This window comes from Microbacterium sp., assembly GCF_043427715.1.
Classification (GTDB): domain Bacteria; phylum Actinomycetota; class Actinomycetes; order Actinomycetales; family Microbacteriaceae; genus Microbacterium.
Genome location: NZ_JBHWTD010000119.1, coordinates 1 through 25,578, shown reverse-complemented (window position 1 = coordinate 25,578; position 25,578 = coordinate 1). Strand labels below are relative to the sequence as shown.

26 protein-coding genes and 1 rRNA gene are annotated in these 25,578 nt (G+C 69.5%); 24 read left to right on the top strand and 3 right to left on the bottom strand.

The genetic code is table 11. The features are described 5' to 3' along the window. Positions 1-42 precede the first annotated feature (42 nt). Both priA and ACHFGS_RS12650 read left to right on the top strand, forming a co-directional pair. Positions 43-789 carry a bifunctional 1-(5-phosphoribosyl)-5-((5-phosphoribosylamino)methylideneamino)imidazole-4-carboxamide isomerase/phosphoribosylanthranilate isomerase PriA gene (priA, locus tag ACHFGS_RS12655; RefSeq protein ID WP_394289520.1) on the top strand — a complete coding sequence of 249 codons (747 nt, stop codon included), beginning with the start codon at positions 43-45 and terminating at the stop codon, positions 787-789. Next, positions 773-1,564 (top strand): SseB family protein, encoded by a 792-nt coding sequence (locus ACHFGS_RS12650; protein WP_394280271.1) that lies wholly within the window; start codon positions 773-775, stop codon positions 1,562-1,564. The genes priA and ACHFGS_RS12650 overlap by 17 nt, the downstream gene beginning before the upstream one ends. Before the next feature lie 22 nt (positions 1,565-1,586). On the opposite strand, the gene ACHFGS_RS12645 is transcribed toward ACHFGS_RS12650, so the two are convergent. After that, positions 1,587-1,985: a DUF1844 domain-containing protein gene (locus ACHFGS_RS12645; RefSeq protein WP_394280272.1), complete on the bottom strand. Its 399-nt coding sequence runs from the start codon at positions 1,983-1,985 to the stop codon at positions 1,587-1,589. A gap of 211 nt (positions 1,986-2,196) precedes the next feature. Here ACHFGS_RS12645 and infC point away from each other — a divergent pair, with 211 nt between their 5' ends. The 11 genes from infC to ACHFGS_RS12590 all read left to right on the top strand — a co-directional run bounded on the left by infC (position 2,197) and on the right by ACHFGS_RS12590 (position 11,959). After that, positions 2,197-2,859, top strand: a complete 663-nt coding sequence (gene infC, locus ACHFGS_RS12640; protein ID WP_394280273.1) for a translation initiation factor IF-3 — start codon at positions 2,197-2,199, stop codon at positions 2,857-2,859. 46 nt (positions 2,860-2,905) lie between these two features. Beyond that, positions 2,906-3,100: a 50S ribosomal protein L35 gene (gene rpmI, locus ACHFGS_RS12635; RefSeq protein ID WP_394280274.1), complete on the top strand. Its 195-nt coding sequence runs from the start codon at positions 2,906-2,908 to the stop codon at positions 3,098-3,100. Positions 3,101-3,131: 31 nt separating this feature from the next. Beyond that, positions 3,132-3,512 carry a 50S ribosomal protein L20 gene (gene rplT / locus ACHFGS_RS12630; RefSeq protein ID WP_064003211.1) on the top strand — a complete coding sequence of 127 codons (381 nt, stop codon included), beginning with the start codon at positions 3,132-3,134 and terminating at the stop codon, positions 3,510-3,512. Positions 3,513-3,620: 108 nt separating this feature from the next. Continuing rightward, complete coding sequence (locus ACHFGS_RS12625) at positions 3,621-4,421, top strand: TrmH family RNA methyltransferase (RefSeq protein WP_394289519.1); 801 nt, start codon at positions 3,621-3,623, stop codon at positions 4,419-4,421. Positions 4,422-4,510: 89 nt separating this feature from the next. Next, complete coding sequence (locus ACHFGS_RS12620; RefSeq protein ID WP_394280276.1) at positions 4,511-5,305, top strand: amino acid ABC transporter ATP-binding protein; 795 nt, start codon at positions 4,511-4,513, stop codon at positions 5,303-5,305. Between the two features lie 59 nt (positions 5,306-5,364). Continuing rightward, positions 5,365-6,258, top strand: coding sequence for a glutamate ABC transporter substrate-binding protein (locus ACHFGS_RS12615; protein WP_394289518.1), 894 nt, complete (start codon positions 5,365-5,367; stop codon positions 6,256-6,258). 61 nt (positions 6,259-6,319) lie between these two features. Beyond that, positions 6,320-6,967, top strand: a complete 648-nt coding sequence (locus ACHFGS_RS12610) for an amino acid ABC transporter permease (protein WP_394289517.1) — start codon at positions 6,320-6,322, stop codon at positions 6,965-6,967. Continuing rightward, a complete protein-coding gene (locus ACHFGS_RS12605; protein WP_394289516.1) occupies positions 6,964-7,878 on the top strand; it encodes an amino acid ABC transporter permease in 915 nt (304 codons plus the stop codon). Before ACHFGS_RS12610 ends, ACHFGS_RS12605 begins: the two co-directional genes overlap by 4 nt. A gap of 48 nt (positions 7,879-7,926) precedes the next feature. Beyond that, entirely contained in the window at positions 7,927-8,967 is a 1,041-nt protein-coding gene (pheS, locus tag ACHFGS_RS12600) for a phenylalanine--tRNA ligase subunit alpha (protein ID WP_394279682.1), read from the top strand. Next, positions 8,967-11,477, top strand: a complete 2,511-nt coding sequence (gene pheT / locus ACHFGS_RS12595; protein WP_394279681.1) for a phenylalanine--tRNA ligase subunit beta — start codon at positions 8,967-8,969, stop codon at positions 11,475-11,477. Before pheS ends, pheT begins: the two co-directional genes overlap by 1 nt. A gap of 83 nt (positions 11,478-11,560) precedes the next feature. Then, positions 11,561-11,959 carry a hypothetical protein gene (locus ACHFGS_RS12590; protein ID WP_394279680.1) on the top strand — a complete coding sequence of 133 codons (399 nt, stop codon included), beginning with the start codon at positions 11,561-11,563 and terminating at the stop codon, positions 11,957-11,959. A 9-nt stretch (positions 11,960-11,968) separates the two neighbouring features. On the opposite strand, the gene ACHFGS_RS12585 is transcribed toward ACHFGS_RS12590, so the two are convergent. Beyond that, a complete protein-coding gene (locus tag ACHFGS_RS12585; RefSeq protein ID WP_394279679.1) occupies positions 11,969-13,093 on the bottom strand; it encodes an AAA family ATPase in 1,125 nt (374 codons plus the stop codon). 88 nt (positions 13,094-13,181) lie between these two features. Here ACHFGS_RS12585 and ACHFGS_RS12580 point away from each other — a divergent pair, with 88 nt between their 5' ends. The 9 genes from ACHFGS_RS12580 to ACHFGS_RS12540 all read left to right on the top strand — a co-directional run bounded on the left by ACHFGS_RS12580 (position 13,182) and on the right by ACHFGS_RS12540 (position 22,894). After that, on the top strand, positions 13,182-14,168 hold the full coding sequence (locus tag ACHFGS_RS12580; protein ID WP_394279678.1) for an NAD-dependent epimerase/dehydratase family protein: 987 nt from the start codon (positions 13,182-13,184) through the stop codon (positions 14,166-14,168). A gap of 222 nt (positions 14,169-14,390) precedes the next feature. Beyond that, entirely contained in the window at positions 14,391-15,437 is a 1,047-nt protein-coding gene (gene argC / locus ACHFGS_RS12575; RefSeq protein WP_394289515.1) for an N-acetyl-gamma-glutamyl-phosphate reductase, read from the top strand. After that, positions 15,434-16,591 carry a bifunctional glutamate N-acetyltransferase/amino-acid acetyltransferase ArgJ gene (gene argJ / locus ACHFGS_RS12570; protein WP_394279276.1) on the top strand — a complete coding sequence of 386 codons (1,158 nt, stop codon included), beginning with the start codon at positions 15,434-15,436 and terminating at the stop codon, positions 16,589-16,591. Before argC ends, argJ begins: the two co-directional genes overlap by 4 nt. Continuing rightward, positions 16,588-17,487, top strand: a complete 900-nt coding sequence (gene argB / locus ACHFGS_RS12565; protein WP_394279277.1) for an acetylglutamate kinase — start codon at positions 16,588-16,590, stop codon at positions 17,485-17,487. The genes argJ and argB overlap by 4 nt, the downstream gene beginning before the upstream one ends. A gap of 17 nt (positions 17,488-17,504) precedes the next feature. Next, a complete protein-coding gene (locus ACHFGS_RS12560) occupies positions 17,505-18,731 on the top strand; it encodes an acetylornithine transaminase (protein ID WP_394279278.1) in 1,227 nt (408 codons plus the stop codon). Continuing rightward, a complete protein-coding gene (gene argF / locus ACHFGS_RS12555; RefSeq protein ID WP_394279279.1) occupies positions 18,728-19,651 on the top strand; it encodes an ornithine carbamoyltransferase in 924 nt (307 codons plus the stop codon). Before ACHFGS_RS12560 ends, argF begins: the two co-directional genes overlap by 4 nt. Further along, positions 19,630-20,763, top strand: a complete 1,134-nt coding sequence (locus ACHFGS_RS12550; RefSeq protein ID WP_394279280.1) for a heparan-alpha-glucosaminide N-acetyltransferase domain-containing protein — start codon at positions 19,630-19,632, stop codon at positions 20,761-20,763. Before argF ends, ACHFGS_RS12550 begins: the two co-directional genes overlap by 22 nt. A gap of 9 nt (positions 20,764-20,772) precedes the next feature. Next, positions 20,773-22,203 (top strand): argininosuccinate lyase, encoded by a 1,431-nt coding sequence (argH, locus tag ACHFGS_RS12545; protein WP_394279281.1) that lies wholly within the window; start codon positions 20,773-20,775, stop codon positions 22,201-22,203. Positions 22,204-22,258: 55 nt separating this feature from the next. Then, on the top strand, positions 22,259-22,894 hold the full coding sequence (locus ACHFGS_RS12540; protein ID WP_394279282.1) for a SatD family protein: 636 nt from the start codon (positions 22,259-22,261) through the stop codon (positions 22,892-22,894). A 75-nt stretch (positions 22,895-22,969) separates the two neighbouring features. Here ACHFGS_RS12540 and ACHFGS_RS12535 read toward each other — a convergent pair whose 3' ends face one another. Further along, a complete protein-coding gene (locus ACHFGS_RS12535) occupies positions 22,970-23,563 on the bottom strand; it encodes a hypothetical protein (RefSeq protein ID WP_394279283.1) in 594 nt (197 codons plus the stop codon). 82 nt (positions 23,564-23,645) lie between these two features. Between ACHFGS_RS12535 and tyrS the strand changes: the two genes are divergently transcribed. Next, on the top strand, positions 23,646-24,959 hold the full coding sequence (tyrS, locus tag ACHFGS_RS12530; protein ID WP_394289514.1) for a tyrosine--tRNA ligase: 1,314 nt from the start codon (positions 23,646-23,648) through the stop codon (positions 24,957-24,959). A 512-nt stretch (positions 24,960-25,471) separates the two neighbouring features. After that, positions 25,472-25,578: ribosomal RNA gene (locus tag ACHFGS_RS12525) — 16S ribosomal RNA — on the top strand; the annotation flags it as partial.

Below are 25,578 nucleotides of genomic sequence, written 5' to 3'. Positions count from 1 at the left end.
CCTTGTGCGAGCGCCCGGCCGCACACCGTCCCACCCGGAGCCATGAACGATTTCGCATCTTCGCCCGAACTGATCCTCCTCCCCGCCGTGGACGTCGCCGACGGCAAGGCCGTCCGACTCACCCAGGGCGAGGCGGGCACCGAGACCAACTACGGTGACCCCGTCGACGCCGCCATGGAATGGGCGAAGCAGGGTGCCGACTGGATCCACCTCGTCGACCTCGACGCCGCCTTCGGCCGGGGCAGCAACGCCCCGCTGCTGCGGAAGGTGATCAAGCAGATGCGTGGCGTGCACGTCGAGCTCTCCTGCGGCATCCGCGACGACGCCACCCTCGAGGCTGCTCTCGACAGCGGCGCCGCCCGCATCAACCTGGGGACGGCGGCGCTGGAGAACCCGGAGTGGGCGGCATCGGTCATCTCCCGTTACGGCGACGCGATCGCCGTCGGCCTCGACGTGCGCGGCACGACCCTCGCCGCGCGGGGGTGGACGCGCGACGGCGGCGACCTCTGGCAGGTCCTCGATCGCCTCGAGGACGCCGGCTGCAGCCGCTACGTGCTGACGGATGTGACCAAGGACGGCACCCTCAAGGGTCCGAACCTCGAACTCCTCCGTGAGGTGGCCTCGCGCACCGACAAGCCGGTCGTCGCCTCGGGCGGCATCTCGAGCCTCGACGACATCGCCGCGCTGCGTGAACTCGTGCCGCTGGGCGTCGAGGGCGCGATCGTGGGCAAGGCCCTGTACGCAGGGGCGTTCACGCTGGCTGAGGCGCTGGATGTCGCCGGACACTGATCCGGCCCCCGGCCACGCTCACGGCAACCGCGGGGATTCCGCCGGGGTGCCGTGGGAGGGGCGCAGCTTCGAATCCAACCCGCATTCCGGAGACGACGGCTCCGCCGACCCCGCACTCGCGGCGGCGCTGCGGAGTTTCCACGCGGGGGAGGGCGACGCGGCATCCGTCATCGACGCTTACCGCGCCGCGCGGCTGCTGATCCCGCTCGTCGCGGAGAAGGGCGACGAGGGAGTCGGTCCGACGGGTCTGACCGTCGACAAGACCCAGGAGCTCTCCATCGTCACCGTCGCCGCCCCCGACGGCCGCCGGGTGCTCCCGGTGTTCACGTCGGTCGACGCGATGAAGACGTGGGATGCCACGGCGCGCCCCGTGCCGGCGGACGGCGTCCGCACCGCGCTGTCAGCGGCCGCCGACGACACCGACCTCATCGTCGTCGACCCGGGAGGCGAGTACGAGTTCGTGATCCGCCGCCCGGCGGTGTGGGCGATCGGGCAGGGTCAGCGATGGGAGGCGCCGCACGTGTCGACGGAGGTCGTCGCCGCACTGCACGCGTCGATCGGCGGCGAGCTGGGCGTGCTCGACCTGTCGGTCGCGCCCGGAGATCCGTCGTCACGCCTGCGCGGGCCGGAGCTGATCGTCCGCCTCCACCTCGTCGACGGCCTCGACCAGGCGGAGTTGGATGCGATTCTCCAGCGACTCGCCGCGCGCTGGGCGGCCGACGACCGCATCGCGGTTCTCGTGGACTCGCTGACGGTCAAACTCGTTCGCGCCTGAGCGCTGTCTGCGCACCGTCCAGTCAGTTGACCGGGCCGGTCCACTTCTCGCCCGGGCCCTTGCCGATGGGGTCGGGGATCGAGGAAGCCTCGCGGAAGGCGAGCTGCAGCGTCCGGAGACCGTCGCGGAGCGACCGCGCGTGCATGTCGCTCACCTCGGGCGCTGCGGCGGTGATCAGCCCCGCGAGGGCGTTGATGAGCTTGCGGGCCTCGTCGAGGTCCTTCTGCGCGTCGGGATCGTCGGCGAGGCCGAGCTTGACCGCGGCAGCGCTCATCAGGTGGACGGAGGTGGTGGTGATCACCTCGACGGCGGGGACGTCGGCGATGTCGCGCGTGGCGGCTTGCGACACGCGCTCCTGCTCCTCCCACTGCGCGAGGCGCTCGGGGTCGTGATCGCTGGGGACGGCCGGAATAGTGCTCACGTGCTGCTCTCTGCTAGACTTCTGCGGGCACCGGAGTGTTTACTCCGTGTCGAAAGAGGATCACATCCCACCCGCGCTTGCCGCTCCAGGCTACCGGGTCACGCACTCCGCCTCGTCCGCGAGGTTGTCCAGGGTGCAGAACACACGAATGCCGATGCGCGCGCATGGTGCGGGTGGACGTGACGATCTTCCGCCCGGCGGCACAATCCCTGTGCCTCCGGAGGTCCACAAACCGCACGAAGAGGAGTTCCGCATCAGCGATCCCCGCACCAATGACCGCATCCGCGTCCCCGAGGTCCGCCTCGTCGGACCCGCGGGTGAACAGGTCGGCGTCGTCCGCATCGAGGTGGCACTGCGCCTGGCCCAGGAGGCCGAACTCGATCTCGTCGAGGTAGCCCCGAACTCGAAGCCCCCCGTGGTCAAGATCATGGACTACGGCAAGTTCAAGTACGAGGCTGCGCAGAAGGCCAAGGAAGCGCGGCGCAATCAGGCGAACACCGTCCTCAAGGAGGTTCGGTTCCGTCTGAAGATCGAGGCGCACGACTACACGACCAAGCTCAAGCGCGCGGAGGGCTTCCTCCAGGCGGGCGACAAGGTCAAGGCCATGATCCTCTTCCGCGGTCGCGAGCAGTCGCGTCCTGAGCAGGGTGTGCGCCTGCTCCGCAAGTTCGCCGAAGATGTCGCCGAGTTCGGCACCGTGGAGTCCAACCCCACCATCGACGGACGCAACATGGTGATGGTCGTCGCACCGCACAAGAACAAGTCCGAGGTCAAGACCGAGCAGAACGCCGTCCGTGCGGCGACGAAGCAGGCTGCGCGCGACGCGCGCAGCGGTCAGGCCGACGAGACCGCCGCCCCCGCCTCGGCGGAGTAGGCCCCACAGACTCCCGCCCGCCGGGACACTCAACGAAGGAAGAGATATGCCGAAGCAGAAGACCCACTCGGGTGCCAAGAAGCGCTTCAAGCTCACCGGAAGCGGCAAGCTGATGAAGCAGCAGGCCAACCTCCGTCACAACCTCGAAGGCAAGTCGACCCGTCGCACCCGCCGCCTCGACCAGGAGCAGGTCCTGGCCCCCGGCGACGCCAAGGTCGCCAAGAAGCTCCTCGGCCTCTGAGCGCCGACGCACCACTTAGGAAGTAGAAGAAATGGCTAGAGTCAAGCGGGCTGTCAACGCCCACAAGAAGCGTCGCGTCATCCTCGAGCGCGCCTCCGGTTACCGCGGACAGCGTTCGCGCCTGTACCGCAAGGCGAAGGAGCAGGTCACCCACTCGCTCGTCTACGCGTACCGCGACCGTCGCAAGCGCAAGGGCGACTTCCGCCGCCTGTGGATCCAGCGCATCAACGCCGCTGCCCGCCAGAACGGCATCACGTACAACCGCTTCATCCAGGGCCTCGGCCTCGCCGGCGTCCAGGTCGACCGCCGCATGCTCGCCGAGCTCGCGGTGAACGAGCCCGCCGTCTTCGCGTCGCTGGTCGCGACCGCGAAGGCTGCGCTCCCGGCCGACGTGAACGCGCCCAAGGCCTGATCGCACCCACGCACCCCGAACGGGCGTCCTCTTCCGAGGGCGCCCGTTCGTGCATCCCGGGTCCGTGCGGTTCCGTGCCCACCGGGGGAGCGGCTCTACACTGGGAGCGTGCTCGAGAACCCCCGCTCGCCTCGTGTCCGCGCCGTCGCGAAGCTGACTAAGCGCAGTGCGCGGCAGGAGACCGGGTTGTACCTCCTCGAAGGGCCGCAGGCGGCGCGCGAGGCGCTCTCCTACCGCCCAGACACGCTCGAGGAGCTCTACGCGACGCCGAGCGCGTGGGACAAGCACCAGGACATCCGTACGATCGCCGAGGCCGCCGGAGTCGAGGTGCAGTTCGCGAGCGAGGCCGTCCTCGACGCGATGGCCGACACGGTCACCCCGCAGGGGATCGTCGCCGTCGCGCGGCAGTCGCCGACGGCCGTCCGCGACATCTTCGAGGGTGACCCGAAACTCGTGGTGATCTGCGAGGAGGTCCGGGACCCGGGCAATCTCGGCACGATCATCCGTGCGGCCGATGCGGTCGGAGCGGATGCCGTGATCTTAACCGGCCGCACGGTCGATCCCTACAACCCCAAAGTGGTTCGGGCGACGACAGGGTCGCTGTTCCACCTCCCCGTCGCCGTCGGTGCTGACCTCGCCGAGACGGTCGAACGCGCCCGCCGGGCTGGGCTCCGGGTCCTCGCGGCGGACGTCGGGGGCGAGGACTTCCTGGCGCACCGCGAGACGCTCGTCGAGCCCACGGCGTGGGTGTTCGGCAACGAGGCACGCGGACTCGAGCCCGAGGCGGTCGCGCTCGTCGACTTGTCGCTGAAACTCCCGATCTACGGCCGCGCGGAGTCACTCAATCTCGCCACCGCGGCGAGCGTCTGCCTCTACGAGTCGGCGTTCGCGCAGCGCGCGAGCCGCTGACCGACACGCCCGGGGCGTTGGTTACGGAACGGTAAACCCCGCGCCAAGAGGTCGGTGTCGATGCCTCCGTCGGCATAGGGTTGCGATTCATGACCACTCCTGCTGCCGACCCCGCGCCGCGCACGTCGAACATCGACGTCCGCCGTGGTGAACCGCTCGTCGTCATCTCGAACGTGCAGAAGCACTACGGCGACTTCCAGGCGCTCACCGACATCGACCTGACGGTGAACCGCGGCGAAGTCGTGGTCGTTGTGGGTCCGTCCGGCTCCGGCAAGTCGACGCTGTGCCGCACGATCAACCGTCTCGAGACGATCACGAGCGGCTCGATCACGATCGACGGCTCGGAGCTCCCGAAGGAGGGCAAAGCCCTTGCCGACCTCCGCGCGGACGTCGGGATGGTCTTCCAGTCCTTCAATCTCTTCTCGCACCTGACGATCCTCGAGAACGTCACGCTCGGCCCTATCAAGGTCAAGGGCGTCAAGAAGGCAGAAGCCGAAAAGCAGGCGAAGGAACTGCTCGACCGGGTCGGCGTCGGCCACCAGGCCGCCAAGCTCCCGGCGCAGCTCTCGGGTGGCCAGCAGCAGCGCGTCGCGATCGCCCGCGCACTCGCGATGAAGCCGAAGGTCATGCTCTTCGACGAGCCCACGAGCGCGCTCGACCCGGAGATGATCAACGAGGTGCTCGACGTCATGGTCGGCCTCGCGCAGGAGGGCATGACGATGATCGTCGTCACGCACGAGATGGGCTTCGCCCGCAAGGCCGCCGACCGCGTCGTGTTCATGGCCGACGGTCAGATCGTCGAAGAGGCGACGCCGCAGGAGTTCTTCACGAACCCGCGCAGCGACCGGGCGAAGGACTTCCTCTCCAAGCTCATCACCCATTGAGATGTCCGCGCCCGCACCGGCGCGGCGAATGAAGAACGATACGACACCAGGAGGATCACATGCGCATCACACGTGCAGCCGGCGCCTTCGCCGGCATCGCGATCGCAGCGCTCGCGCTCGCGGGTTGCAACAGCGGCAGCCCGACCAGCCCGGGAGCCGGCGGTGACGACGACGACAACGGACTCTGGCAGGTCGCCGACGACTTCGCGCTGGACGGCAGCCCCACGTTCGCGGAGATGGACGACCGTGACGGCGTCATCGTCGGCGTGAAGAACGACCAGCCCGGCCTCGGCTACGAGGATGCCGCCTCCGGAGAGCGCACCGGCTTCGACGTCGACATCGCGCGCTGGATTGCGGCATCCCTCGGCTTCGAAGAGGACGACATCACGTTCGAGACGATTCCCTCCGCCAACCGCGAGCAGGCGATCGTGAACGGCGACATCGACTACTACGTCGGCACCTACTCGATCACCGACGAGCGCAAGAAGCAGATCGACTTCGCCGGTCCGTATTTCATCACCGGTCAGGGCCTGCTCGTCGCCGCGGACAACGAGGACATCGCCGGCCCAGACGACCTCGCCGGCAAGGTCGTGTGCTCGGTGACCGGGTCCACCCCGCTGCAGCGCATCCGTGACGAGTACAGCCCCGGCGACACCCGCGAGTACGACACCTACTCGCAGTGCATCGATCAGCTCCTGCAGGGCCAGGTCGACGCGATCACCACCGACGAGGCGATCCTCGCCGGCTACGTCGCGCAGCGCCCCGACGATCTCAAGATCGCCGGCGAGCCCTTCAGCGAGGAGCGCTACGGCGTCGGCCTCCCCAAGGGTGACACCGCGCTCCTTGACCACGTCAACGGACTCTTCACCGACGGCGGAGACGTCTGGGACGCTCTGTTCGAAGAGCACCTGGCTCCGGCCGGCATCGACGGCGAACAGCCCGCGGTCGACTGACCCGTCGTGGGGGCGGCGGACCGCCGCCCCCTCGACCCCCACACCTTCGAGAGGAGCGCCGATGGGCGTCATCACCGACAACCTCGACCTCTGGGGCGAGGCGATCACCGGCACCCTCATCCTGTTCGCTGGTGGCGGCCTGCTGGCTCTGGTGCTCGGCATCATCGTCGGCGCCATGCGCGTCTCGCCCGTGCCCATCGCCCGCGGCGTGGGCGCCCTCTACGTCAACACGATCCGCAACACCCCGTTGACGCTCGTCTTCTTCGGATTCGCATTCGCACTCCCGCCGCTGCTGGACATGCGCATCGCCCCGATGTACCTGGCGATCGGCGCGCTCGGGATCTACACCGCCACCTATGTAGCCGAGACGATCCGCTCCGGCATCAACACGGTGCCGGTCGGGCAGGCCGAAGCCGCCCGCGCCCTCGGCCTCACCTTCGGCCAGGTCATGACGCTCGTCGTGCTGCCGCAGGCGTTCCGCTCCGTCATCCCGCCGATGATGAGCGTGTTCATCGCGCTCCTCAAGAACACGACCGTCGCCGCAGGCTTCTCCGTGCTCAACCTGGGCTCGATCCGCAGCTGGCTCAGCGAGCGGGGCGAGAACCAGATGCTCGTGATCATCTGGGTGATGTTGATCTTCGTCGCCCTCGTCCTCCTGCTCTCCTGGGCGCAGCAGCGACTCGAGCTCCGATGGAAGGTGGCACGATGACCAGCGTTCTCTACGACGTCCCCGGCCCTCGCGCGATCGCCCGCAACCGGATCATCGCCGCGATCACGATCGTGCTGGTCGCCGCGGTCGTCGGCTTCCTCATCTGGCGGCTCGCCGTCACCGGACAGTTCACCGCCGAGAAGTGGTACGCCTTCACCTTCACCAACGTGTGGATCAGCATCGGCGAGGCCATCGGCCAGACGCTGTCCGCGTTCGTCGTCGCGGCCGTGGGTGCCCTCGTCCTCGGCTTCGTGCTCGCGATCGGTCGCCTGTCCGACCACGCCTGGGTGCGTGCCCCGTTCGTCGCCGTCATCGAGGTGTTCCGCGCGATCCCCGTCCTCGTGCTGATGTTCCTGCTCTACTACGGCTTCCCGACCATCGGCATCCGCATGGAGCCCTACTGGGCGGTGGTCATCGCGCTCATCGCGTACAACGGATCCGTGCTCGCCGAGGTCATCCGTGCCGGCGTCGAGTCGCTGCCGCGCGGTCAGAAGGAAGCCGGGTACGCGATCGGCCTGCGCAAGTCCGGCGTCATGCGGCTCGTCCTCCTGCCGCAGGCGATCCGCGCGATGATGCCGGTGATCATCGCGCAGCTCGTCGTGACGCTGAAGGACACCGCGCTCGGCTATGTGATCACCTTCGAGGAACTGCTGTTCTATGCACGGTTCATCGGCACGCAGTCCACGTACGAATCGCCCATCGTGCCGGCGACGATCATCATCGGCGCCATCTACATCGCGCTGTGCCTCCTGCTTTCGCTCATCGCCAATCGTGTCGAGAAGCGTCTGCGGCGGCAGCCGAAGCAGCCCGATGGCGGGGTGCACCACCCGGTCGCCCCGACGACGGACACCGAGCTCATCGCCGCCCAGAAGGGTGCCGGGAAGTTCGATCAGGGCAACGCGCCCGGTTGATGCGCCACCGGCGGGCCGCACACCGGCCCGCCGGTAGACTCGTCTCTCGTGTCAGACGCACCTGAGATCACTCCCGAGGCCGTGGATGCCGCCGTCGCCGAGGCCTTCGCGGCCTTCGCCGCCGCCTCCGACACCGCCGCCCTCAAAGCCGCCCGCAACGCGCACACCGCAGAGGGCTCGCCGCTGGCGCGTCTGAACGCACAGCTGCGCAACGTCCCGAACGATCAGAAGGCCGCCTTCGGCAAGCTGGTCGGCCAGGCGCGCGGCCGCGTCAACCAGGCCCTCGCCGCGCGCGAGCAGGAGCTCGCCGAGGCCGAGACCGCCGCGAAGCTCGAGGCGGAGCGTGTCGACATCACGGCGCTCGCGCCGCGCACGCGCGTCGGGGCGCGGCATCCGATCTCGCTCTTGCAGGAGGAGATCGCAGACCTGTTCGTCGGCATGGGGTGGGAGATCGCGGAGGGCCCCGAGCTCGAGCACGAGTGGTTCAACTTCGACGCACTCAACTTCGCGCCCGACCACCCCGCACGCCAGATGCAGGACACGTTCTTCGTCGACCCGGTGGCGCGCCACCTCGTCATGCGCACCCACACGAGCCCCGTCCAGGTGCGCTCCATGCTTGAGCGCGATCTGCCGATCTACGTCCTCTGCCCGGGTCGGGTCTACCGGACCGACGAGTTCGACGCGACGCACCTGCCCGCCTTCACCCAGTTCGAGGGCCTCGTCATCGACAAGGACATCACGATGGCGAACCTCAAGGGCACGCTCGATCACGCCGCCAAGGTGCTCTTCGGCGCCGAGGCGAAGACGCGGTTCCGCACCAACTACTTCCCCTTCACCGAGCCCTCCGCCGAGCTCGATCTGTGGCACCCCACCTTCCCCGGTGGCGCGCGCTGGATCGAGTGGGGCGGCTGCGGCATGGTGAACCCCAACGTCCTCCGCGCCGCGGGCATCGACCCCGAGGTGTACTCGGGCTTCGCCTTCGGCATGGGCATCGAGCGGACCCTCATGTTCCGTTCCGACGTCCAGGACATGCGCGACATGGCCGAGGGCGATGTCCGTTTCAGCGAGCAGTTCGGAATGGTGGTCTGATGCGCGTCCCGCTCTCCTGGTTGCGCGAGTTCGTCGACGTCGCGCCCGACGCGACGCCGGAGGACGTCCTCGCGTCGTTCGTGTCGGTCGGCTTCGAAGAGGAGGACGTGCACCGCTTCGACCTCACCGGGCCGATCGTGGTCGGCAAGGTCCTCTCGTTCGAGGCGGAGCCGCAGTCCAACGGCAAGACGATCCGGTGGTGCCAGGTCGACGTCGGCGAGGAGAATGGCGGGATCCGCGGGATCGTCTGCGGCGCCGGCAACTTCTTCGAGGGTGACAAGGTCGTCGTGACGCTGCCCGGCGCCGTGCTGCCCGGTCCGTTCCCGATCGCCGCCCGCAAGACCTACGGGCACGTGTCCGACGGCATGATCGCCTCGGCGAAGGAGCTCGGCCTCGGCGACGAGCACTCCGGCATCCTCCGCCTGACCGAACTCGGCCTCGACCCCGAGGTCGGCACCGACGCCATCGCGCTCCTCGGACTCGACGACGTCGCGGTCGACATCAACGTCACGCCCGACCGCGGTTACGCGCTCTCGCTTCGCGGCGCGGCGCGTGAATACGCGCACGCCACCGGAGGCCAGTTCCGCGACCCGGGCCTGCGCGCCTTCGAGGAGCTCGAGCAGCCCACCGGCGGCTTCGAGGTCACGGTCGACGACACCGCGCCGATCCACGGCAACGTCGGCGCGAGCGAGTTCGTGGTGCGCATCGTCCGCGATGTCGACCCGAGCCGCCCGACGCCGCCCTGGATGAGGGCGCGGCTCACGCTCGCCGGCATCCGCTCGCTCGGCATCCTCATCGACATCACGAACTACGTGATGCTCGAGCTCGGCAACCCGATCCACGGCTACGACCTCGACCTGCTCAACGGCGGCATCACGGTGCGCCGGGCGACGGCGGGGGAGAAGCTCACCACCCTCGACGGCAAGGAGCGCTCGCTCAGCCCCGAGGACCTGCTCATCACCGACGAGTCCGGCCCGATCGGTCTGGCGGGCGTGATGGGTGGCGGTAAGACCGAGATGGGCGATGCCACGCGCAACGTCCTCATCGAGGCCGCGATCTTCGACACCGTGTCGATCGCACGCACCGCGCGCCGACACAAGCTGCCCAGTGAGGCATCTCGCCGCTTCGAGCGTGGGGTCGACCCACTCATCCCGTTCGTCGCCGCACGCCGCGTCGCCGATCTCATGGTCGAGCTCGCCGGCGGCACGCTCGACACCACGGTCGGCGGTGCGCTCTTCTCCGAGGTGTTCCTCGAGGCCATCGCTCTGCCGAAGTCCTTCAGTGCCGGTCTGATCGGCGTCGACTACACCGAGGACGAGGTCATCGCGGCGCTCGAGATGGTCGGCTGCGAGGTCTCGGAGGACGGCGACGCGTGGGAGGTCATCCCGCCGTCGTGGCGTCCCGACCTCACCGACAAGTGGACGCTCGCCGAAGAGGTCGCCCGCATCCACGGGCTCGACCGCATCCCGTCGGTGCTGCCGACGCCGCCGTCGGGTCGCGGCCTCACCCCGCATCAGAAGGGACGTCGCCGCGTCGCGAATGCCCTCGCCTCGGCCGGGTTCGTCGAGACGCTGGCGTTCCCGTTCACGACCGAGGAGCTCAACGACCTGCACGGATCGGAGACGGGGGAGCACCTGGCCTCGATCAAGCTCGCGAACCCGCTCGATGGTCAGGCGCCGTTCCTGCGCCGCTCGCTCTTGCCGGGTCTCCTGCAGAACGCGCACCGGAACGTCTCCCGCGGGCTCACCGACCTCGCGCTGTTCGAAGCGGGATCGGTGTTCACCCCCGAGGCGGGTGCCGCCTACGGCACCGAGACGGTGCCGCCGCTCGCGGTCCGTCCGGACGATGCGACCCTCGCCGCGCTGCACGCGTCCATCCCGCCGCAGCCGCGCCACATCGCCGTGCTGCTGACGGGCTCGGCGATCTCGAAGCAGCCGGGTCGCGCCGCCGTCGAATACGACCTGTCCGACGCGCTCGGCGCCGTCCAGACCATCGCCGCCGCTGCGGGGGTCCGCATCGATGTCCGCCAGGGACAGCGCGCCGCGCTGCACCCGGGACGCACCGGTATCCTCACCGTCGGCGATACCGAGGTCGGTTACGTCGGCGAACTCCTCCCGGCGGTGGCGCACGCCGCCGATCTGCCGGGCCGGGTGTTCGTCGCGGAGCTCGACCTCGACGGTATCCTGTCGCTCGCCGGCGCGCCGGAGGTCGCCGCATCGCTGCGCACCTACCCCGCCGCGACGCAGGACGTGTCGCTCGTCGTCCCCGCCGACGTGCCCGCCGCCGATGTGCGCGCCGCGCTCGTCGAGGGCGCCGGCGACCTGCTCGAGTCGCTCCGACTGGTCGACGACTACCGCGGTGCCGGCATCGACGACGGAGCCAAGAGCCTCACGTTCGCCCTCCGCTTCCGGGCGGACGATCGCACTCTCACCGCCGCCGAGGCGACCGAGGCGAAGCTCGCCGGCGTCGACGCCGCGGCGAGCCGGTTCGGCGCCACCATCCGCGACTGACGGTCACAACCCGTGCCTGACCGAGGCGCTGTCCCCAGAAGAGGGGACAGCGCCTCGGCCGTGTGCCGGAGTACCGTTCAGCTATGAGCGCTGTGGAGACGACGACCGACGCGGCCCCGACGGGCCCGCGTCGCATCCCGAGGATCACCCCGTTCATCCGGGTGCTGGTCGGGTTCAACGTCGCGACGATCGTGGCCAGCGTCATCGGCTACGCGGCGAACCTGAACCTCCTGTCATTCATGTTCCCCCAAGCAGCGGTCTTCTTCCCGGGCGCGTGGGCGCTGAACTCCTACTACGGGACCATCGGGATCTGGTTCTTCGTCATGGCGATCGCGTTCTTCGTCGCGGGCGTCGCGGCGCTGGCCGCGCCGGCGGGGCACCGAGGCATCGGGGCCTTCCGGGCGGTCACGATCTGCGGGTTCGTTGTCGCGTGCATCGTGCTGGCGATCACCGGTGGACTGTCGCTGATCTCCTTCAGCTGAGGCCCGTGGTCAGCGGTTCCCCCAGTTCCACGCCGGCACGGACATGAAGTCCTGACCCTCGACGACCGTGCCGTCGAGGGTCTTTCGGAGGTCGACGCGGTCGGCATCGTCGAAGCCGTCGACGAGCCTGCCGGCGTGCGAGACGAGCACCACCTGCGTGCGGCTGGATGCCGTCCGGACGAGCTCCGCGAGTGGTTCGAGGAGACTCACGTGCAGACTCGACTCCGGCTCGTTGAGCACGACGAGGGGAGCGGGCCGGGCCGGCAGGAGCGCTGCGCACAGCAGCAGGTAGCGCAACGTTCCGTCGGAGAGCTCGGCGGTGTCGAGGGGTCGCAGGAGCCCGGGCTGGGTGAGGGTGAGGCGGAAGCGACCGTCGCCGCTCTCCACCCGCGCACGGCTGCCTGGGAAGGCGAGGTCGACGGCTCGGTCGAGTTCATGTCCGAAGCCGGCATCGATGATGGTTGCCCATACCGCTGCGAGGTTCGCGCCGTCGTCGGCGAGCAGCTGTGAGCGGGTGCCGATCTGGGGGCGGCGGGCGGGGGCGTCGGCGTCGACGCGGAAGTGGTCGTAGAAGCGCCATCCGTTCATGACGCGTCGGATGCCGAGCAGTTCGGGGGCGGTGTCCCCGTCGGCGAGATCGGTCACGATGCTCTCGAAGGGCGCGAGGGTCTGCGCGAGGTCGGTCCACGATCCGTCGCGGACGCGGGTGTGGGCGCGAGTGCGGTCGATGAGCAGTGTCGCGGGCTTCGCCAGGGCGCCCGCGAACACCTGCTCGCGTTTGATCTCGGGGTCCCGGGCGAACGGGCTGTTCCCCGCGGTCTGAGGGATGCCGAGATCGACGAGGTACCCCAGTTCGTCGGAGGCGAACCCGAGCCTCACGGCGATGGGCCGGGTGCGAACGGTTCCCTGCCCGCCGCCGTTCTCGGGTCCCGCCCACAGCAGTGACGACAGTCCGCCCTCCCGGGCGACGGCGCCGACGAGCTCGCCGCGCGCAGAGGAGGCGAGCAGGCGCAGCGCGCGGTACAGGTTCGACTTTCCCGAACCGTTCGGCCCGGTGACGATCGTCAGCGGCCCGAGAGGGACGACGACGTCGCGGAGAGAACGGTAACCGGACACGGCGAGCGTCGTGAGCATGCCGCCAGTATGTCCTGCGTCCCCGACACGGGTACGCCACCAGCGGAACGGGCTGTCGGTGGGCGGAGCGGTTTGGTGGGATGAACAGATGACTCGCGTCCTCATCCTCGGCGGAACCGGTTGGCTCAGTTCCCGTGTCGCGCAGCAGTGGCTCGAACGCGGAGCCGAGGTCACGTGTCTCGCGCGGGGAACGAGGCCCGCGCCGGCAGGCGCCGACCTCGTCGTCGCCGACCGGTCGAAGCCCGGCGCCTACGCGCACGTCGCATCCCAGGACTGGGACGAGGTCGTGGATGTGTCCTCCGATCCGGTGGCCGTGGCAGCGGCGGCCGAGGCTCTCGGCGGGCGCGCGGCGCACGCGACGTACGTCTCGAGCGTCTCGGTCTACGCCGCCTCCGACGAGGTCGGCGCCGATGAGACGGCCGACCTCGCCGTTCCGTGGGAGCCGGGGGAGAAGGACGACTACGCCCGCGCGAAGGCCGCGTCCGAGCGCTCCGCCCGGGGTTTCGCTGCCGGACTGTCGATCGTCCGCGCGGGGCTCATCGTGGGTCCCGGCGACCCGACGGATCGATTCGGCTACTGGCCCGCCCGCTTCGCGGCGGCGGGGGCCGAGCCGGTGCTCGTGCCGGCGGCGCCGGGAGCGATGGCGCAGGTGATCGACGTGGACGACCTCGCCGACTACGTGGTCTCGGCCGGCGCCCGCGGCTTCGACGGCGTCGTCAACGCCGTCGGCGCCTCGCTTCCCCTCGCCGATCTCCTCGCGCTGGTGCGCGAAGCCGCGGGGCATCGTGGCGACGTGGTCGTCGTGCCCGACGAGTGGTTGAGCCGTCACGGCGTTGCCCACTGGTCCGGTCCCCGCTCGCTGCCACTGTGGCTGCCCGGCGACATGCCCGGATTCGCGACGCGGGACGGTGCCGCCTACCGCGCCGCGGGCGGCGGCATCCGTTCCCTCGTGGAGACGATCGCGCGCACCCTGGCCGACGAGCGTGACCGGGGCGTGTCGCGCTCGCGCGGTGCGGGCCTCGACCGCGCCGATGAGCTCGCGCTCATCGAACAGTGGCGGGCCGAGGAGCCCTGACGTCGTCACGTGCGGCCGCCGTTTTGCGGTCGCGTGATCGGCGGGGCTAGGGTGGCGGCATGCCCTCGGCCCCGCTCCTCACCGCTCCCGCGGTGTCACGCGTGCGCCGACGTCTGGGCGACCGCCGACGCTAGGCGACCCTCCGTGCTCCCCACAGCTGTGGGTCGCAGCCGCAGGTGTCGCCGTCCTCGGCCCCTCCGTCCCAGACAATAAGGTTGAGTCATGACCTATTCGGTCGCCGTTTCCGGCGCTTCCGGCTATGCGGGTGGCGAGATCCTCCGCCTTCTCGCCTCGCATCCCGACCTCGAGATCCGCACCGTCACCGCGCACTCCACCGTGGGGCAGCCGCTCATCGCGCACCAGCCGCACCTGCGCTCGCTCGCGCACCAGACGCTGCAGGACACGACCCCCGAGATCCTCGCCGGGCATGACATCGTGTTCCTCGCACTGCCGCACGGGCAGTCCGGGCAGTACACGGAGGCGCTCGGTGACACCCCGCTCGTCATCGACGCCGGCGCCGACCACCGCCTCACCTCGCAGGAGTCGTGGGACGCCTTCTACGGCGGTCACTTCCACGAGCCCTGGACCTACGGTGTGCCGGAGCTCCTCGTCGGCGGCGCGAAGCAGCGCGAGCGCCTCGTCGGCGCGACGCGCATCGCCGCCCCGGGCTGCAACGCCTCCACCGTCTCGCTGAGCCTCGCCCCGGGCGTCGCTGCGGGCGTCATCGACCCCTCGGACATCGTCTCGGTGCTGGCCGTCGGACCGTCCGGCGCGGGCAAGAGTCTCAAGACGAACCTGCTCGCGAGCGAGATCCTCGGCACCGCCAACCCGTACGCCGTCGGCGGCACGCACCGGCACATCCCCGAGATCCAGCAGGCGCTGAAGGATGCCGGGGCGGCCGGCCCCGTGCGGATCTCGTTCACGCCCGTGCTCGTGCCGATGGCCCGCGGCATCCTCGCGACCTCCACCGCCCCGCTCGCGGACGGCGTCAGCGACGCGCAGATCCGCGAGGCGTGGGAGACCGCCTACGGAGACGAGACGTTCGTGCAGCTGCTGCCGGCCGGCCAGTTCCCGCGCACCGCCGACGTGGTGGGGGCCAACACCGCGCTCATGGGGATCGCCGTCGACCGCGCTGCGAACCGCGTCGTCGTCGTGACCGCGGTGGACAACCTCGTCAAGGGCACCGCGGGTGCCGCCATCCAGTCGATGAACATCGCCCTCGGTCTCCCCGAGGCCACGGGCCTGAGTGTGAACGGAGTCGCCCCGTGAGCGTCACGGCAGCGCAGGGATTCGAAGCGGCCGGAGTCTCCGCCGGGCTCAAGAGCAGCGGCGGCAAGGACGTCGCCGTCGTCGTCAACCGTGGCCCGCACAAGACCGGCGCCGCGGTCTTCACGAGCAACCGCGCGAAGGCGAACCCGATCATCTGGTCGCAGCAGGCGATCGCCGACGGCGTCGTCGAAGCCGTCGTGCTCAACTCCGGCGGTGCGAACTGCTTCACGGGATCGTTCGGCTTCCAGACCACGCACCAGACCGCCGAGAAGGCCGCAGAGCTCCTCGGCGTGAGTGCCGCCGACATCATCGTGTGCTCGACGGGGCTCATCGGCACCGGTGACGAGATCTTCCGCGGCAAAATCCTCTCCGGGATGGAAGAGGCGATCGGTGCGCTGAGCGCTGACGGGGGAGAGGACGCGTCGCTCGCCATCATGACGACCGATTCGAAGCCCAAGCGCGCCGTCGTCACGCGGGACGGCTGGACCATCGGCGGCATGGCGAAGGGCGCCGGGATGCTCGCGCCGGGACTGGCGACCATGCTCGTGGTCATCACGACCGACGCCGTCCTCGAGCCCGCCGAGGCCGACGCCGCGCTCCGCCGCGCCACGGCCCGCACGTTCGACCGCCTCGACTCCGACGGCTGCATGTCGACGAACGACCAGGTCACGCTGCTCGCGAGCGGCGCGACCGGCATCCGTCCGAGCCTCGACGAGTTCGCGGCCGCGCTCGCCGAGGTCTGCCAGGACCTCGCCGTGCAGCTGCAGGCCGACGCCGAGGGCGCGAGCCATGAGATCGCCATCGAGGTCGTCGGCGCGGCATCCGAAGAGGACGCCGTCATCGTCGGTCGCTCCGTCGCGCGGAACAACCTCTTCAAGGCCGCGATCTTCGGCAACGACCCCAACTGGGGTCGGGTCCTCGCCGCGATCGGCACGACCGACGCCGCCTTCGACCCCTACGACGTCGACGTGTCGTTCAACGGCGTGCGCGTGTGCAGCCAGGGCGGCCCCGACCGCCCCCGCGAGGAGGTCGACCTCACCCCGCGCCGCACGCACATCGTCATCGACCTGCGGGTGGGCGAGGCCGAGGCGACGATCCTCACCAACGACCTGACCCACGACTACGTCCACGAGAACAGCGCGTACTCCTCATGACCGACATCCAGCAGACCACCCCGGAGGAGGCCGCCGGCAAGGCCGCCGTCCTCGTCGAGTCGCTGCCGTGGCTCAAGCGGTTCCGCGACCAGATCATCGTCATCAAGTACGGCGGAAACGCGATGGTCAGCGAAGAGCTGCAGGCGGCCTTCGCGGAGGACATCGCCTACCTGCACCACGTCGGTGTGAAGCCCGTCGTCGTCCACGGCGGCGGACCGCAGATCTCGAAGATGCTCGACCGGCTCGACATCCCGAGTGAATTCAAGGGCGGCTACCGGGTCACCTCCACCGAGGCGATCAGCGTCGTCCGGATGGTGCTGACCGGTCAGATCAACCCGCAGCTGGTGTCCCGCATCAACGCCCACGGGTCGTTCGCGACGGGACTGTCGGGTGAGGACGCGGGGCTGTTCCGCGGACGTCGCCGCGGCGTGGTCATCGACGGGGCTGAGCACGACCTGGGTCACGTCGGCGACGTCATCGGCGTCGATCCGCAGGCGGTGCTCGATCACATCGCGGCCGACCGCGTGCCGGTGATCTCGTCGATCGCCCCCGACGCCGACACCCCCGGCGCCTCGTTGAACGTCAACGCGGATGCCGCGGCCGCCGCGCTCGCGGTCGCCCTCGGTGCCACGAAGCTCGTCATCCTCACCGATGTCGCGGGCCTCTACGCCGACTGGCCCAACCGCGACTCGCTCGTGTCGCACCTGACCGCGACGGAGCTGCGCGACATGCTGCCGTCGCTGGAGTCGGGCATGATCCCGAAGATGCAGGCATGCCTCGACGCCGTCGACGGAGGAGTGAGCGCCGCGGCGATCATCGACGGCCGCCAGCCCCACTCGGTGCTGGTCGAACTCTTCACACAGCAGGGAATCGGAACAGAGGTGGTGGCGCAGTGACCGGCGGCGCAGGAGTGATGACGACCAACTGGAAGGACGACGCCGCGCGCGACCTCGTCCTGAACGCGGGAGACCGTTACGGGCTGCTCGTCCGCGGCGAGGGCTCCCACCTCTGGGATGACCAGGGCACCCGCTACCTCGACTTCCTCGGCGGCATCGCTGTCGTCTCCCTCGGCCACGCCCATCCCGTGTTCGTCCAGGCCGTCGCCGATCAGGCCGCGACTCTCGGGCACGTCTCCAACTACTTCGCGACGCCGCCGCAGCTCGGCCTCGCCGCACGGCTCAAGCGCCTCGCGGGCACCGGCGAGTCGGGGCGCGTCTACTTCGGCAACTCCGGCGCGGAGGCCAACGAAGCCGCCTTCAAGCTCGCTCGTCTCCACGGCGGATCGGAGCGCCCCCGCATCCTCGCGCTGAAGCAGGCCTTCCATGGGCGCACGATGGGCACGCTCGCGCTCACCGGCAAGCCCGCGATGCAGGAGCCTTTCGAACCGATGGTCCCGGGCGTCGAGTTCCTCGACACCACCGTCGAGGCGCTCGAGGCCGCGATGGACGACCGCGTTGCGGCCCTGTTCGTCGAGCCCATCAAGGGCGAGGCGGGCGTGATCGAGCTCCCCGAGGGATACCTGCAGGCGGCGCGGGAGATCACCGAACGCTATGGCGCGCTCCTGATCGTCGATGAGATCCAAACCGGTGCCGGCCGCACCGGCGCGTGGTTCGCGTTCCAGCACGCGGGAATCACCCCCGATGCGATCACCGTCGCCAAGGGCATCGGCAACGGCATCCCGATCGGCGCACTCATCACCTTCGGCGCCGCGAGCGACCTGTTCTACCCCGGCACGCACGGCTCGACCTTCGGGGGCAACCCGCTGGCCACCGCCGTCGCCTCGGCAGTCCTCGACGAGATCGAGCGCGCGGGCCTCGTCGACGCCGCGACCGAGCGTGGCGCGCAGATCCGCTCCGCGATCGACCGGATCGGTTCGCCGTTGGTCGAAGGATGCCGCGGTCAGGGCCTTCTCATCGGCGTCGCGCTCCGGCATCCCGTCGCCGGGGCCGTCGTCGCAGCAGCCCAGCAGCACGGCCTCATCATCAACGCGGCCAACGATTCCACCATCCGACTGGCGCCCGCCCTCACGATCGGTGATGTCGAGATCGACCAGTTCCAGTCCCTGTTCGCCCACGCGCTCGCGACCGTCGCGGATGCGTTGCTGCTCGACGACCCCCACACCTCGGAGGAATCCGCATGACCCGCCACCTGCTGCGTGACGATGACCTCACCACCGCCGAGCAGACCGAGATCCTTGATCTGGCGCTCGAGCTGAAGAAGGACCGCTGGCGCGAAAAGCCGCTCGAGGGGCCTCAGACGGTCGCGGTCATCTTCGACAAGTCCTCCACCCGCACACGCGTCTCCTTCGCGGTCGGCATCGCGGACCTCGGTGGATCACCGTTGATCATCTCCACCGCGAACAGCCAGCTCGGCGGCAAGGAGACCCCCTCTGACACCGCCCGCGTGCTGGAGCGCCAGGTGGCGGCGATCGTGTGGCGCACCTACGCGCAGGCAGGGCTCGAGGAGATGGCCCGCGGCACCCGGGTGCCGGTCGTCAATGCGTTGAGCGACGACTTCCACCCGTGCCAGCTGCTCGCCGACCTGCTCACGATCCGCGAGCACAAGGGTGACCTCGCCGGACTCACCCTCGCCTTCTTCGGCGACGGGCGCTGCAACATGTCGCACTCGTACGCCCTGGCCGGGGTGACCGCCGGGATGCACGTGCGCATCGCGGCGCCCGCGGACTACGCGCCGCGCGAGGACGTCGTCGCCGACGCGCAGCGCATCGCGCAGACCACCGGCGGATCGCTGACCCTGTACACCGACCCGGCCGAGGCCGCGACCGGTGCCGACGTCATCGTCACCGACACCTGGGTCTCGATGGGCAAGGAAGAGGAGAAGAGCGCGCGGCTGCGCGACCTGGGCGGCTACAAGGTCACGCAGGAGCTGATGGGGCTCGCGCAGGAGGAGGCGATCTTCATCCACTGCCTGCCCGCCGACCGCGGCTACGAGGTGGACGCCGATGTCATCGACGGTCCGCAGAGCGTCGTCTGGGACGAGGCGGAGAACCGGCTGCACGCGCAGAAGGCGCTGCTGGTGTGGTTGCTGCGTCAGCAGTGACCAGCGGCTGGCGGAGCTGGAACGGCCCCGCCCGGCTGCACGGCGTCGACCTCGCGCGGGCCCTCGCGGTCCTCGGCATGCTCGCCGCCCACCTGCTCACGATCGAGGACCCCTTCACGCTCACCCGGCCGGAGACCTGGATCGATCTCGTCAACGGTCGATCGTCGGTGCTGTTCGCTCTCCTCGCGGGTGTCTCGCTCGCCCTGGTGACCGGTGGCCTCCGGCCGCTCGGTGGGCCGGAGCTCAGCCGCGCCCGCGTGCGCATCGCCGTCCGCGCCGCCGTGCTGTGGGTCGTCGGTGTGCTTCTGATCCAGACCGGGGTGCCGGTCTACGTGATCCTGCCGGCGTACGCGATCCTCTTCCTCCTCGCGCTTCCGGCGCTCTCGGCGAAGCCCGCCGCCTTGTGGGGGGTCGCCGCGACCGTCGCCGTCCTCGTGCCGTGGGTCCTGCCCGTGCTCGACATCCTCCCGGACGGGCCGGGGGAGATCGGCGAGACGGTGTCGCTGCTCCTCGGCTTGGCCTACCCCTTCCCGGTGTGGATCGCGTTCCTCCTCGCGGGAATCGCGATCGGACGCACGGATCTGCGCCAGCCCTACACCCAGATCGTCCTGCTCTCGGGAGGATTGGCCGTCGCCGTGGGGGCGGCGCTCCTCTCGGAGGTGCTCGACGGTTCGGGCTTCCTCGATGACCCGTACCTCGCCGCCGTGTGGAGCGCGGTTCCGCACAGCAGCGGCATCATCGACGTCGTCGGGTCGGCCGGTGTCGCGGCGAGCGTGCTCGGAGGGTGTCTCCTGATCTGCCGCACCCCGCTGACCTGGGTTCTCGCGCCGCTGCGGGCGGTCGGATCGATGCCCCTGACGGCGTACGCCGGACAGATCCTCGCGTGGGCGGTCGCCGCGCTGGTCCTCCTCGGCGACACCGGCGACCTCTTCGGCTTCCGCGAGCTTCGACCGCTCGGGTGGTTCATCGCCGGGACGATCGTCTCCTGCACCGTGTGGGCTGTGCTCCGTGGGCAGGGTCCGCTCGAGCGGGCGCTCGCCCGTCTGGTCGCCTGGCTCGTGCCGACGGATGCCGCGCCGCCGCCGCCCGGTGCGGCACCGAGCCGCCGATAGGCTGGACCGGTGAGCGAGAGCAAGAACGAGGCAACCAATCAGGGCGCACTGTGGGGCGGACGTTTCGCGTCCGGGCCCTCGCCGGAACTCGTGGCGCTCAGCCGCTCGACGCACTTCGACTGGGTTCTCGCCCCGTACGATCTCGCCGGATCGCACGCCCACGCTCGCGCGCTCGCGTCGGCGGGCTATCTGACGGCCGATGAGGAGTCTCGGATGCACGCCGGGCTCGACGCGCTCGCCGCGGCGGTCCAGGACGGCACCCTCGTCGCTCGCGAGGAGGACGAGGACGTCCACGGCGCACTCGAGAACGCGCTGATCGCCGAGGTCGGTCCCGAACTCGGCGGCAAGCTCCGCGCCGGTCGCAGCCGGAACGACCAGATCGCGACCCTCGTGCGGATGTATCTCCTCGACCATGCGCGGGTCATCGCCCGGGACCTCCTCCGCGTCATCGACGCGATCGTCGCCCAGGCCGATGCGCACCACGGCGCGATCATGCCCGGCCGCACCCACTTGCAGCACGCCCAGCCGATCCTGCTCTCGCATCACCTCCAGGCCCACGCGTGGCCGCTGGTGCGCGACCTGGAGCGCCTCCGCGACTGGTCGGCGCGCGCGTCGGTGTCCCCGTACGGCGGTGGTGCGCTCGCCGGCGCGACCCTCGGCCTCGACCCGCAGCTCGTCGCCGATCAGCTCGGTCTCGCCCGTCCGGCGGAGAACTCTCTCGACGGCACCGCGGCCCGCGATGTCGTGGCAGAGTTCGCGTTCATCGCCGCCATGATCGGCGTCGACATCTCCCGCTTCGCGGAAGACATCATCATCTGGAACACCCGTGAGTTCTCGTTCGTCACGCTGCACGACGGCTACTCCACGGGGTCGAGCATCATGCCGCAGAAGAAGAACCCCGACATCGCCGAGCTCGCGCGAGGCAAAGCCGGGCGCCTCATCGGCAACCTCTCCGGTCTGCTCGCCACCCTCAAAGCACTCCCGCTGGCCTACAACCGCGATCTGCAGGAGGACAAGGAGCCCGTCTTCGACTCCGTCGTCACACTGGAGACGGTCCTGCCCGCCTTCGCCGGCATGATCGCGACCCTCCGCTTCGATACCGACCGGATGGCGTCGCTGGCACCCGAAGGATTCTCGCTCGCGACCGACGTCGCCGAGTGGCTCGTCAAGCGCGGTGTCCCGTTCCGGGAGGCGCACGAGGTGTCCGGCGCGCTCGTCCAGGCGTGCGAGCAGCGGGGCATCGGCCTCGAGGATGCCGACGACGCGACCCTGGCAGCGGTGTCGGAGCGACTCACTCCCGACGTCCGCGAGGTGCTCACGATCGAAGGCTCGGTTTCGAGCCGAACGGGGACCGGTGGCACCGCCCCGGTGCGCGTCGCCGAGCAGCGGGCGGCGTTGGTCGCGAAGAGCCAGGAGCTCGGTCACGCCCTCGGCCTCTGAGCAGCAGAAGACTTATTTTCTTGTCAAGTAAGTCAGACGCTTATATCGTGAAGATATGAGTGTCGTCATCACCGCAGACATCGTCGGGTCCCGCGAACTCGACGATCGTGCCGAGGCGCAGCGGCAGATCGACGCGGCCGTCGAGAGGGTGGAACGAGACGCCCCCGCGGCGACCCGGCCGCTCAGGGCGACCGTCGGCGATGAGCTCCAGGGGGTGTATCCCGACCTCGCCTCCGCCCTGTGCGCACTCACCCTCCTCCGGCTCGCGCTCCCCGAGGACGTCGACCTCCGTTTCGGCGTCGGGATCGGCGAGATCGGCATGATCCCGTCGTCGGCAGGCGAGCTGTCCGAAGGGCCGGGCTGGTGGGCGGCGCGCGAGGCGATCGACACCCTGCACGCCAAGCAGGTGCGCGCCATGCCCCGTGTGCGCACCTGGATCAGTGCCGCTCCGGATGCCGCGGACGCGGCATCCCTCGCTCTGGCGAACTCCTACGCGTGGGCGCGGGACGAGCTCATCTCGGCGATGTCGGGTCGTGCGCGGCGGCTCAGCTACGGCCGCTGCCTCGGTCACACGCAGGCGGCGCTGGCCCGGCAGGAGCGGATCACGCAGTCGGCGGTGTCCCAGATCCTCGCCACGGCGGGCGCTTCCGCCGTCGTCGAGGGGTATCGAGCGCTTCGGGAGAACGCCTGAGGGTTGCCAGATCGCCCAGGTTCCTCCGATCGCCCAGGCTCCCCCGATCGCTCAGGTTCCCCCGATCGCTCAGGCTCACCAGATCGCCAGGCGCACCAGCGCGCCGGCGACCGCAGCCCAGACGAGGCTCGAGAATGTGCCGACGATGAATCGCTCGCGGGCTTCGGCTGCGGCGAGCTCGGAGAATCGACCGATGCCCTTGATGGCGACGACGACGGCGATGGCCTCGGGGAATCCGGCGATGATGCCCATCGAGACGGCGACGCGTTCGAGATAGCCGATCGTGGTGCCGCCTCGCAGGAGCGGCTCGAGCTCTTCCGATCCCGGGTGCAGGCGGGGCGCTCCGATGAGGATGCCGCCGTCCGCCGTCTCGCGCACACGGCCTCCCGTGGCGAGGCCCAGGACCACGCGGGTGGCGGGGTTGCCGCCGAGGACGGCGACCGCGAGGCCGAGCATCGCGATGACGACGGATACGAGGATCGGGACGTCCACGGGGGAGATGGCCGCGACGATCGTGGCGACGACGAGCAATCCGGCGGCAGCTGCCAGGGCGGCGGTGCGCGGGGTGCGGAGGTTGAGGACGGTCAGGACGAGGATGCCCGCGAGCGTCGCGATCAGCAGGATCGACAGACCTGCGGCGAGGAGGGGTTCGGCGATCGTCGCGTGCATGCGGGTCAGTCTGGCACGGGCTGCCGACGCGCACCCCGGTGTGCGCAGGGCGGCTGATCTTCGCGCTGATAACCTGAAACGCGTGTCTGAACCCGTCGTGACCGCCGAGGTGAAAGCCCTCGCCCCCTCCAACGACCCGTCCTTCGAGAACGTCTGGGACGAGATCGTCTGGCGTGGTCTCGTGCACGTGTCGACCGATCAGGAGGCGCTTCGCACCCTGCTCGCCGGCGACCCGATCACCTACTACTGCGGCTTCGATCCGACGGCGCCGAGTCTGCACCTGGGCAATCTCGTTCAGCTTCTCCTCCTGCGCCGTCTGCAGCTCGCCGGGCACAAGCCCCTCGGCCTCGTCGGCGGTTCGACCGGCCTGATCGGCGACCCGCGCCCGAGCGCCGAGCGCACCCTGAACACCCCCGAGACGGTCGCCGACTGGGTGAACCGGCTGCGGGGACAGGTCGGTCGCTACCTGAGCTTCGAGGGCGACAACGCCGCGCGGCTGGTCAACAACCTCGACTGGACCGCTCCGATGAGCGCCATCGACTTCCTCCGCGAGATCGGCAAGCACTTCCGCGTCGGCACGATGCTCAAGAAGGACGCCGTCGCCGCGCGCCTGAACTCGGACGCCGGCATCAGCTACACCGAGTTCAGCTACCAGATCCTCCAGGGGATGGACTTCCTCGAGCTTCACCGCCAGTACGACTGCGTCCTGCAGACCGGCGGCAGCGACCAGTGGGGCAACCTCACGAGCGGGACCGACCTCATCCACCGCGTGGAGGGGGTGTCGGCCCATGCGATCGGCACGCCGCTCATCACCAACAGCGACGGCACGAAGTTCGGCAAGAGCGAGGGCAACGCCATCTGGCTGGATGCCACGATGTGCAGCCCTTACCGGATGTACCAGTTCTGGCTGAACACCGATGACGCCGACGTCATCTCGCGCCTGAAGGTCTTCACCTTCCTGACGCGTGAGGAGATCGCGGCCTACGCGCGACTCGTCGAAGACGAGCCGTTCCGGCGCGCGGCCCAGCGCCGGCTCGCGCTTGAAGTGACCACCACCGTGCATGGAATCGAGGCGACCACGGCGGTCATTGCTGCCTCAGACGCGCTGTTCGGCCAGGGAGATCTGACGTCGTTGGATGCCGCGACGCTCCGCTCGGCGCTGGAAGAGCTTCCGAATACGGCGGTTGCCGGTGCGATCCCGGTGAGCCAGGCGCTCGTGGAGACCGGGCTGGTCAAGTCGCTGAGTGACGCGCGCCGTGCCATCGCGCAGGGCGGTGTCGTCGTCGACGGCGTGAAGGTCGTCGCCGAGGATCACCCTGTCGAGGGATCGCTGCCCGGGGGAGTGTCCGTCGTACGGCGTGGCAAGAAGACGCTCGCCGGCGTTTTCGTGGGGTGAGCAGGCGCGACACGCCCGGGATTCGCACCTGATTTGCCGGACTCCCGATCCCCGCGTAACTTATTACTTGTTCGCCCCACAGGGAAGAGCGAGAGCCGGAAGGCGACGCCCCCTCAAGCGGAGAACCAAACCCCATCCCAAACCTCTCGGTAGAGAGAACAAGCCTTCATGGTCTAGGATGGGAACTCCACCTCGAAGCCCGTGGTGATCCTCACGAAGGTCCATGACCTCCGCAGAGATCTCGCACGGCCTCGGACGTGGAGATGAGACGACGCCTCACTACGAAGCCCGGAAGGGTGGTGTGGGAGCATCCGATCCTTGAGAACTCAACAGCGTGCACTTGTCAAATGCCAAATAACCTCGACTCCAGGTTTTGCCTGGGGTGAGATTCCTTTGGATCAAAGACCGGCACTTTGGTGTCGGCATTATGGATAGTCAGCAATGATTTATCTCTTTGGTCAGCATCAAACTCGCTGCATCTGCCTTATTCCGGTGGAGGTCAGCAACATTTCTTTACGGAGAGTTTGATCCTGGCTCAGGATGAACGCTGGCGGCGTGCTTAACACATGCAAGTCGAACGGTGAAGCAGAGCTTGCTCTGTGGATCAGTGGCGAACGGG

Excerpts from the sequence above, each read along its gene's own strand:
- priA (WP_394289520.1), top strand. The coding sequence starts at position 43 with ATGAACGATTTCGCATCTTCGCCCGAACTGATCCTCCTCCCCGCCGTG.
- ACHFGS_RS12650 (WP_394280271.1), top strand. The coding sequence starts at position 773 with ATGTCGCCGGACACTGATCCGGCCCCCGGCCACGCTCACGGCAACCGC.
- rpmI (WP_394280274.1), top strand. The coding sequence starts at position 2,906 with ATGCCGAAGCAGAAGACCCACTCGGGTGCCAAGAAGCGCTTCAAGCTC.
- rplT (WP_064003211.1), top strand. The coding sequence starts at position 3,132 with ATGGCTAGAGTCAAGCGGGCTGTCAACGCCCACAAGAAGCGTCGCGTC.
- ACHFGS_RS12620 (WP_394280276.1), top strand. The coding sequence starts at position 4,511 with ATGACCACTCCTGCTGCCGACCCCGCGCCGCGCACGTCGAACATCGAC.
- ACHFGS_RS12615 (WP_394289518.1), top strand. The coding sequence starts at position 5,365 with ATGCGCATCACACGTGCAGCCGGCGCCTTCGCCGGCATCGCGATCGCA.
- ACHFGS_RS12610 (WP_394289517.1), top strand. The coding sequence starts at position 6,320 with ATGGGCGTCATCACCGACAACCTCGACCTCTGGGGCGAGGCGATCACC.
- ACHFGS_RS12605 (WP_394289516.1), top strand. The coding sequence starts at position 6,964 with ATGACCAGCGTTCTCTACGACGTCCCCGGCCCTCGCGCGATCGCCCGC.
- pheT (WP_394279681.1), top strand. The coding sequence starts at position 8,967 with ATGCGCGTCCCGCTCTCCTGGTTGCGCGAGTTCGTCGACGTCGCGCCC.
- ACHFGS_RS12590 (WP_394279680.1), top strand. The coding sequence starts at position 11,561 with ATGAGCGCTGTGGAGACGACGACCGACGCGGCCCCGACGGGCCCGCGT.
- ACHFGS_RS12585 (WP_394279679.1), bottom strand. The coding sequence starts at position 13,093 with ATGCTCACGACGCTCGCCGTGTCCGGTTACCGTTCTCTCCGCGACGTC.
- ACHFGS_RS12580 (WP_394279678.1), top strand. The coding sequence starts at position 13,182 with ATGACTCGCGTCCTCATCCTCGGCGGAACCGGTTGGCTCAGTTCCCGT.
- argC (WP_394289515.1), top strand. The coding sequence starts at position 14,391 with ATGACCTATTCGGTCGCCGTTTCCGGCGCTTCCGGCTATGCGGGTGGC.
- argB (WP_394279277.1), top strand. The coding sequence starts at position 16,588 with ATGACCGACATCCAGCAGACCACCCCGGAGGAGGCCGCCGGCAAGGCC.
- ACHFGS_RS12560 (WP_394279278.1), top strand. The coding sequence starts at position 17,505 with ATGACGACCAACTGGAAGGACGACGCCGCGCGCGACCTCGTCCTGAAC.
- argF (WP_394279279.1), top strand. The coding sequence starts at position 18,728 with ATGACCCGCCACCTGCTGCGTGACGATGACCTCACCACCGCCGAGCAG.
- ACHFGS_RS12540 (WP_394279282.1), top strand. The coding sequence starts at position 22,259 with ATGAGTGTCGTCATCACCGCAGACATCGTCGGGTCCCGCGAACTCGAC.
- ACHFGS_RS12535 (WP_394279283.1), bottom strand. The coding sequence starts at position 23,563 with ATGCACGCGACGATCGCCGAACCCCTCCTCGCCGCAGGTCTGTCGATC.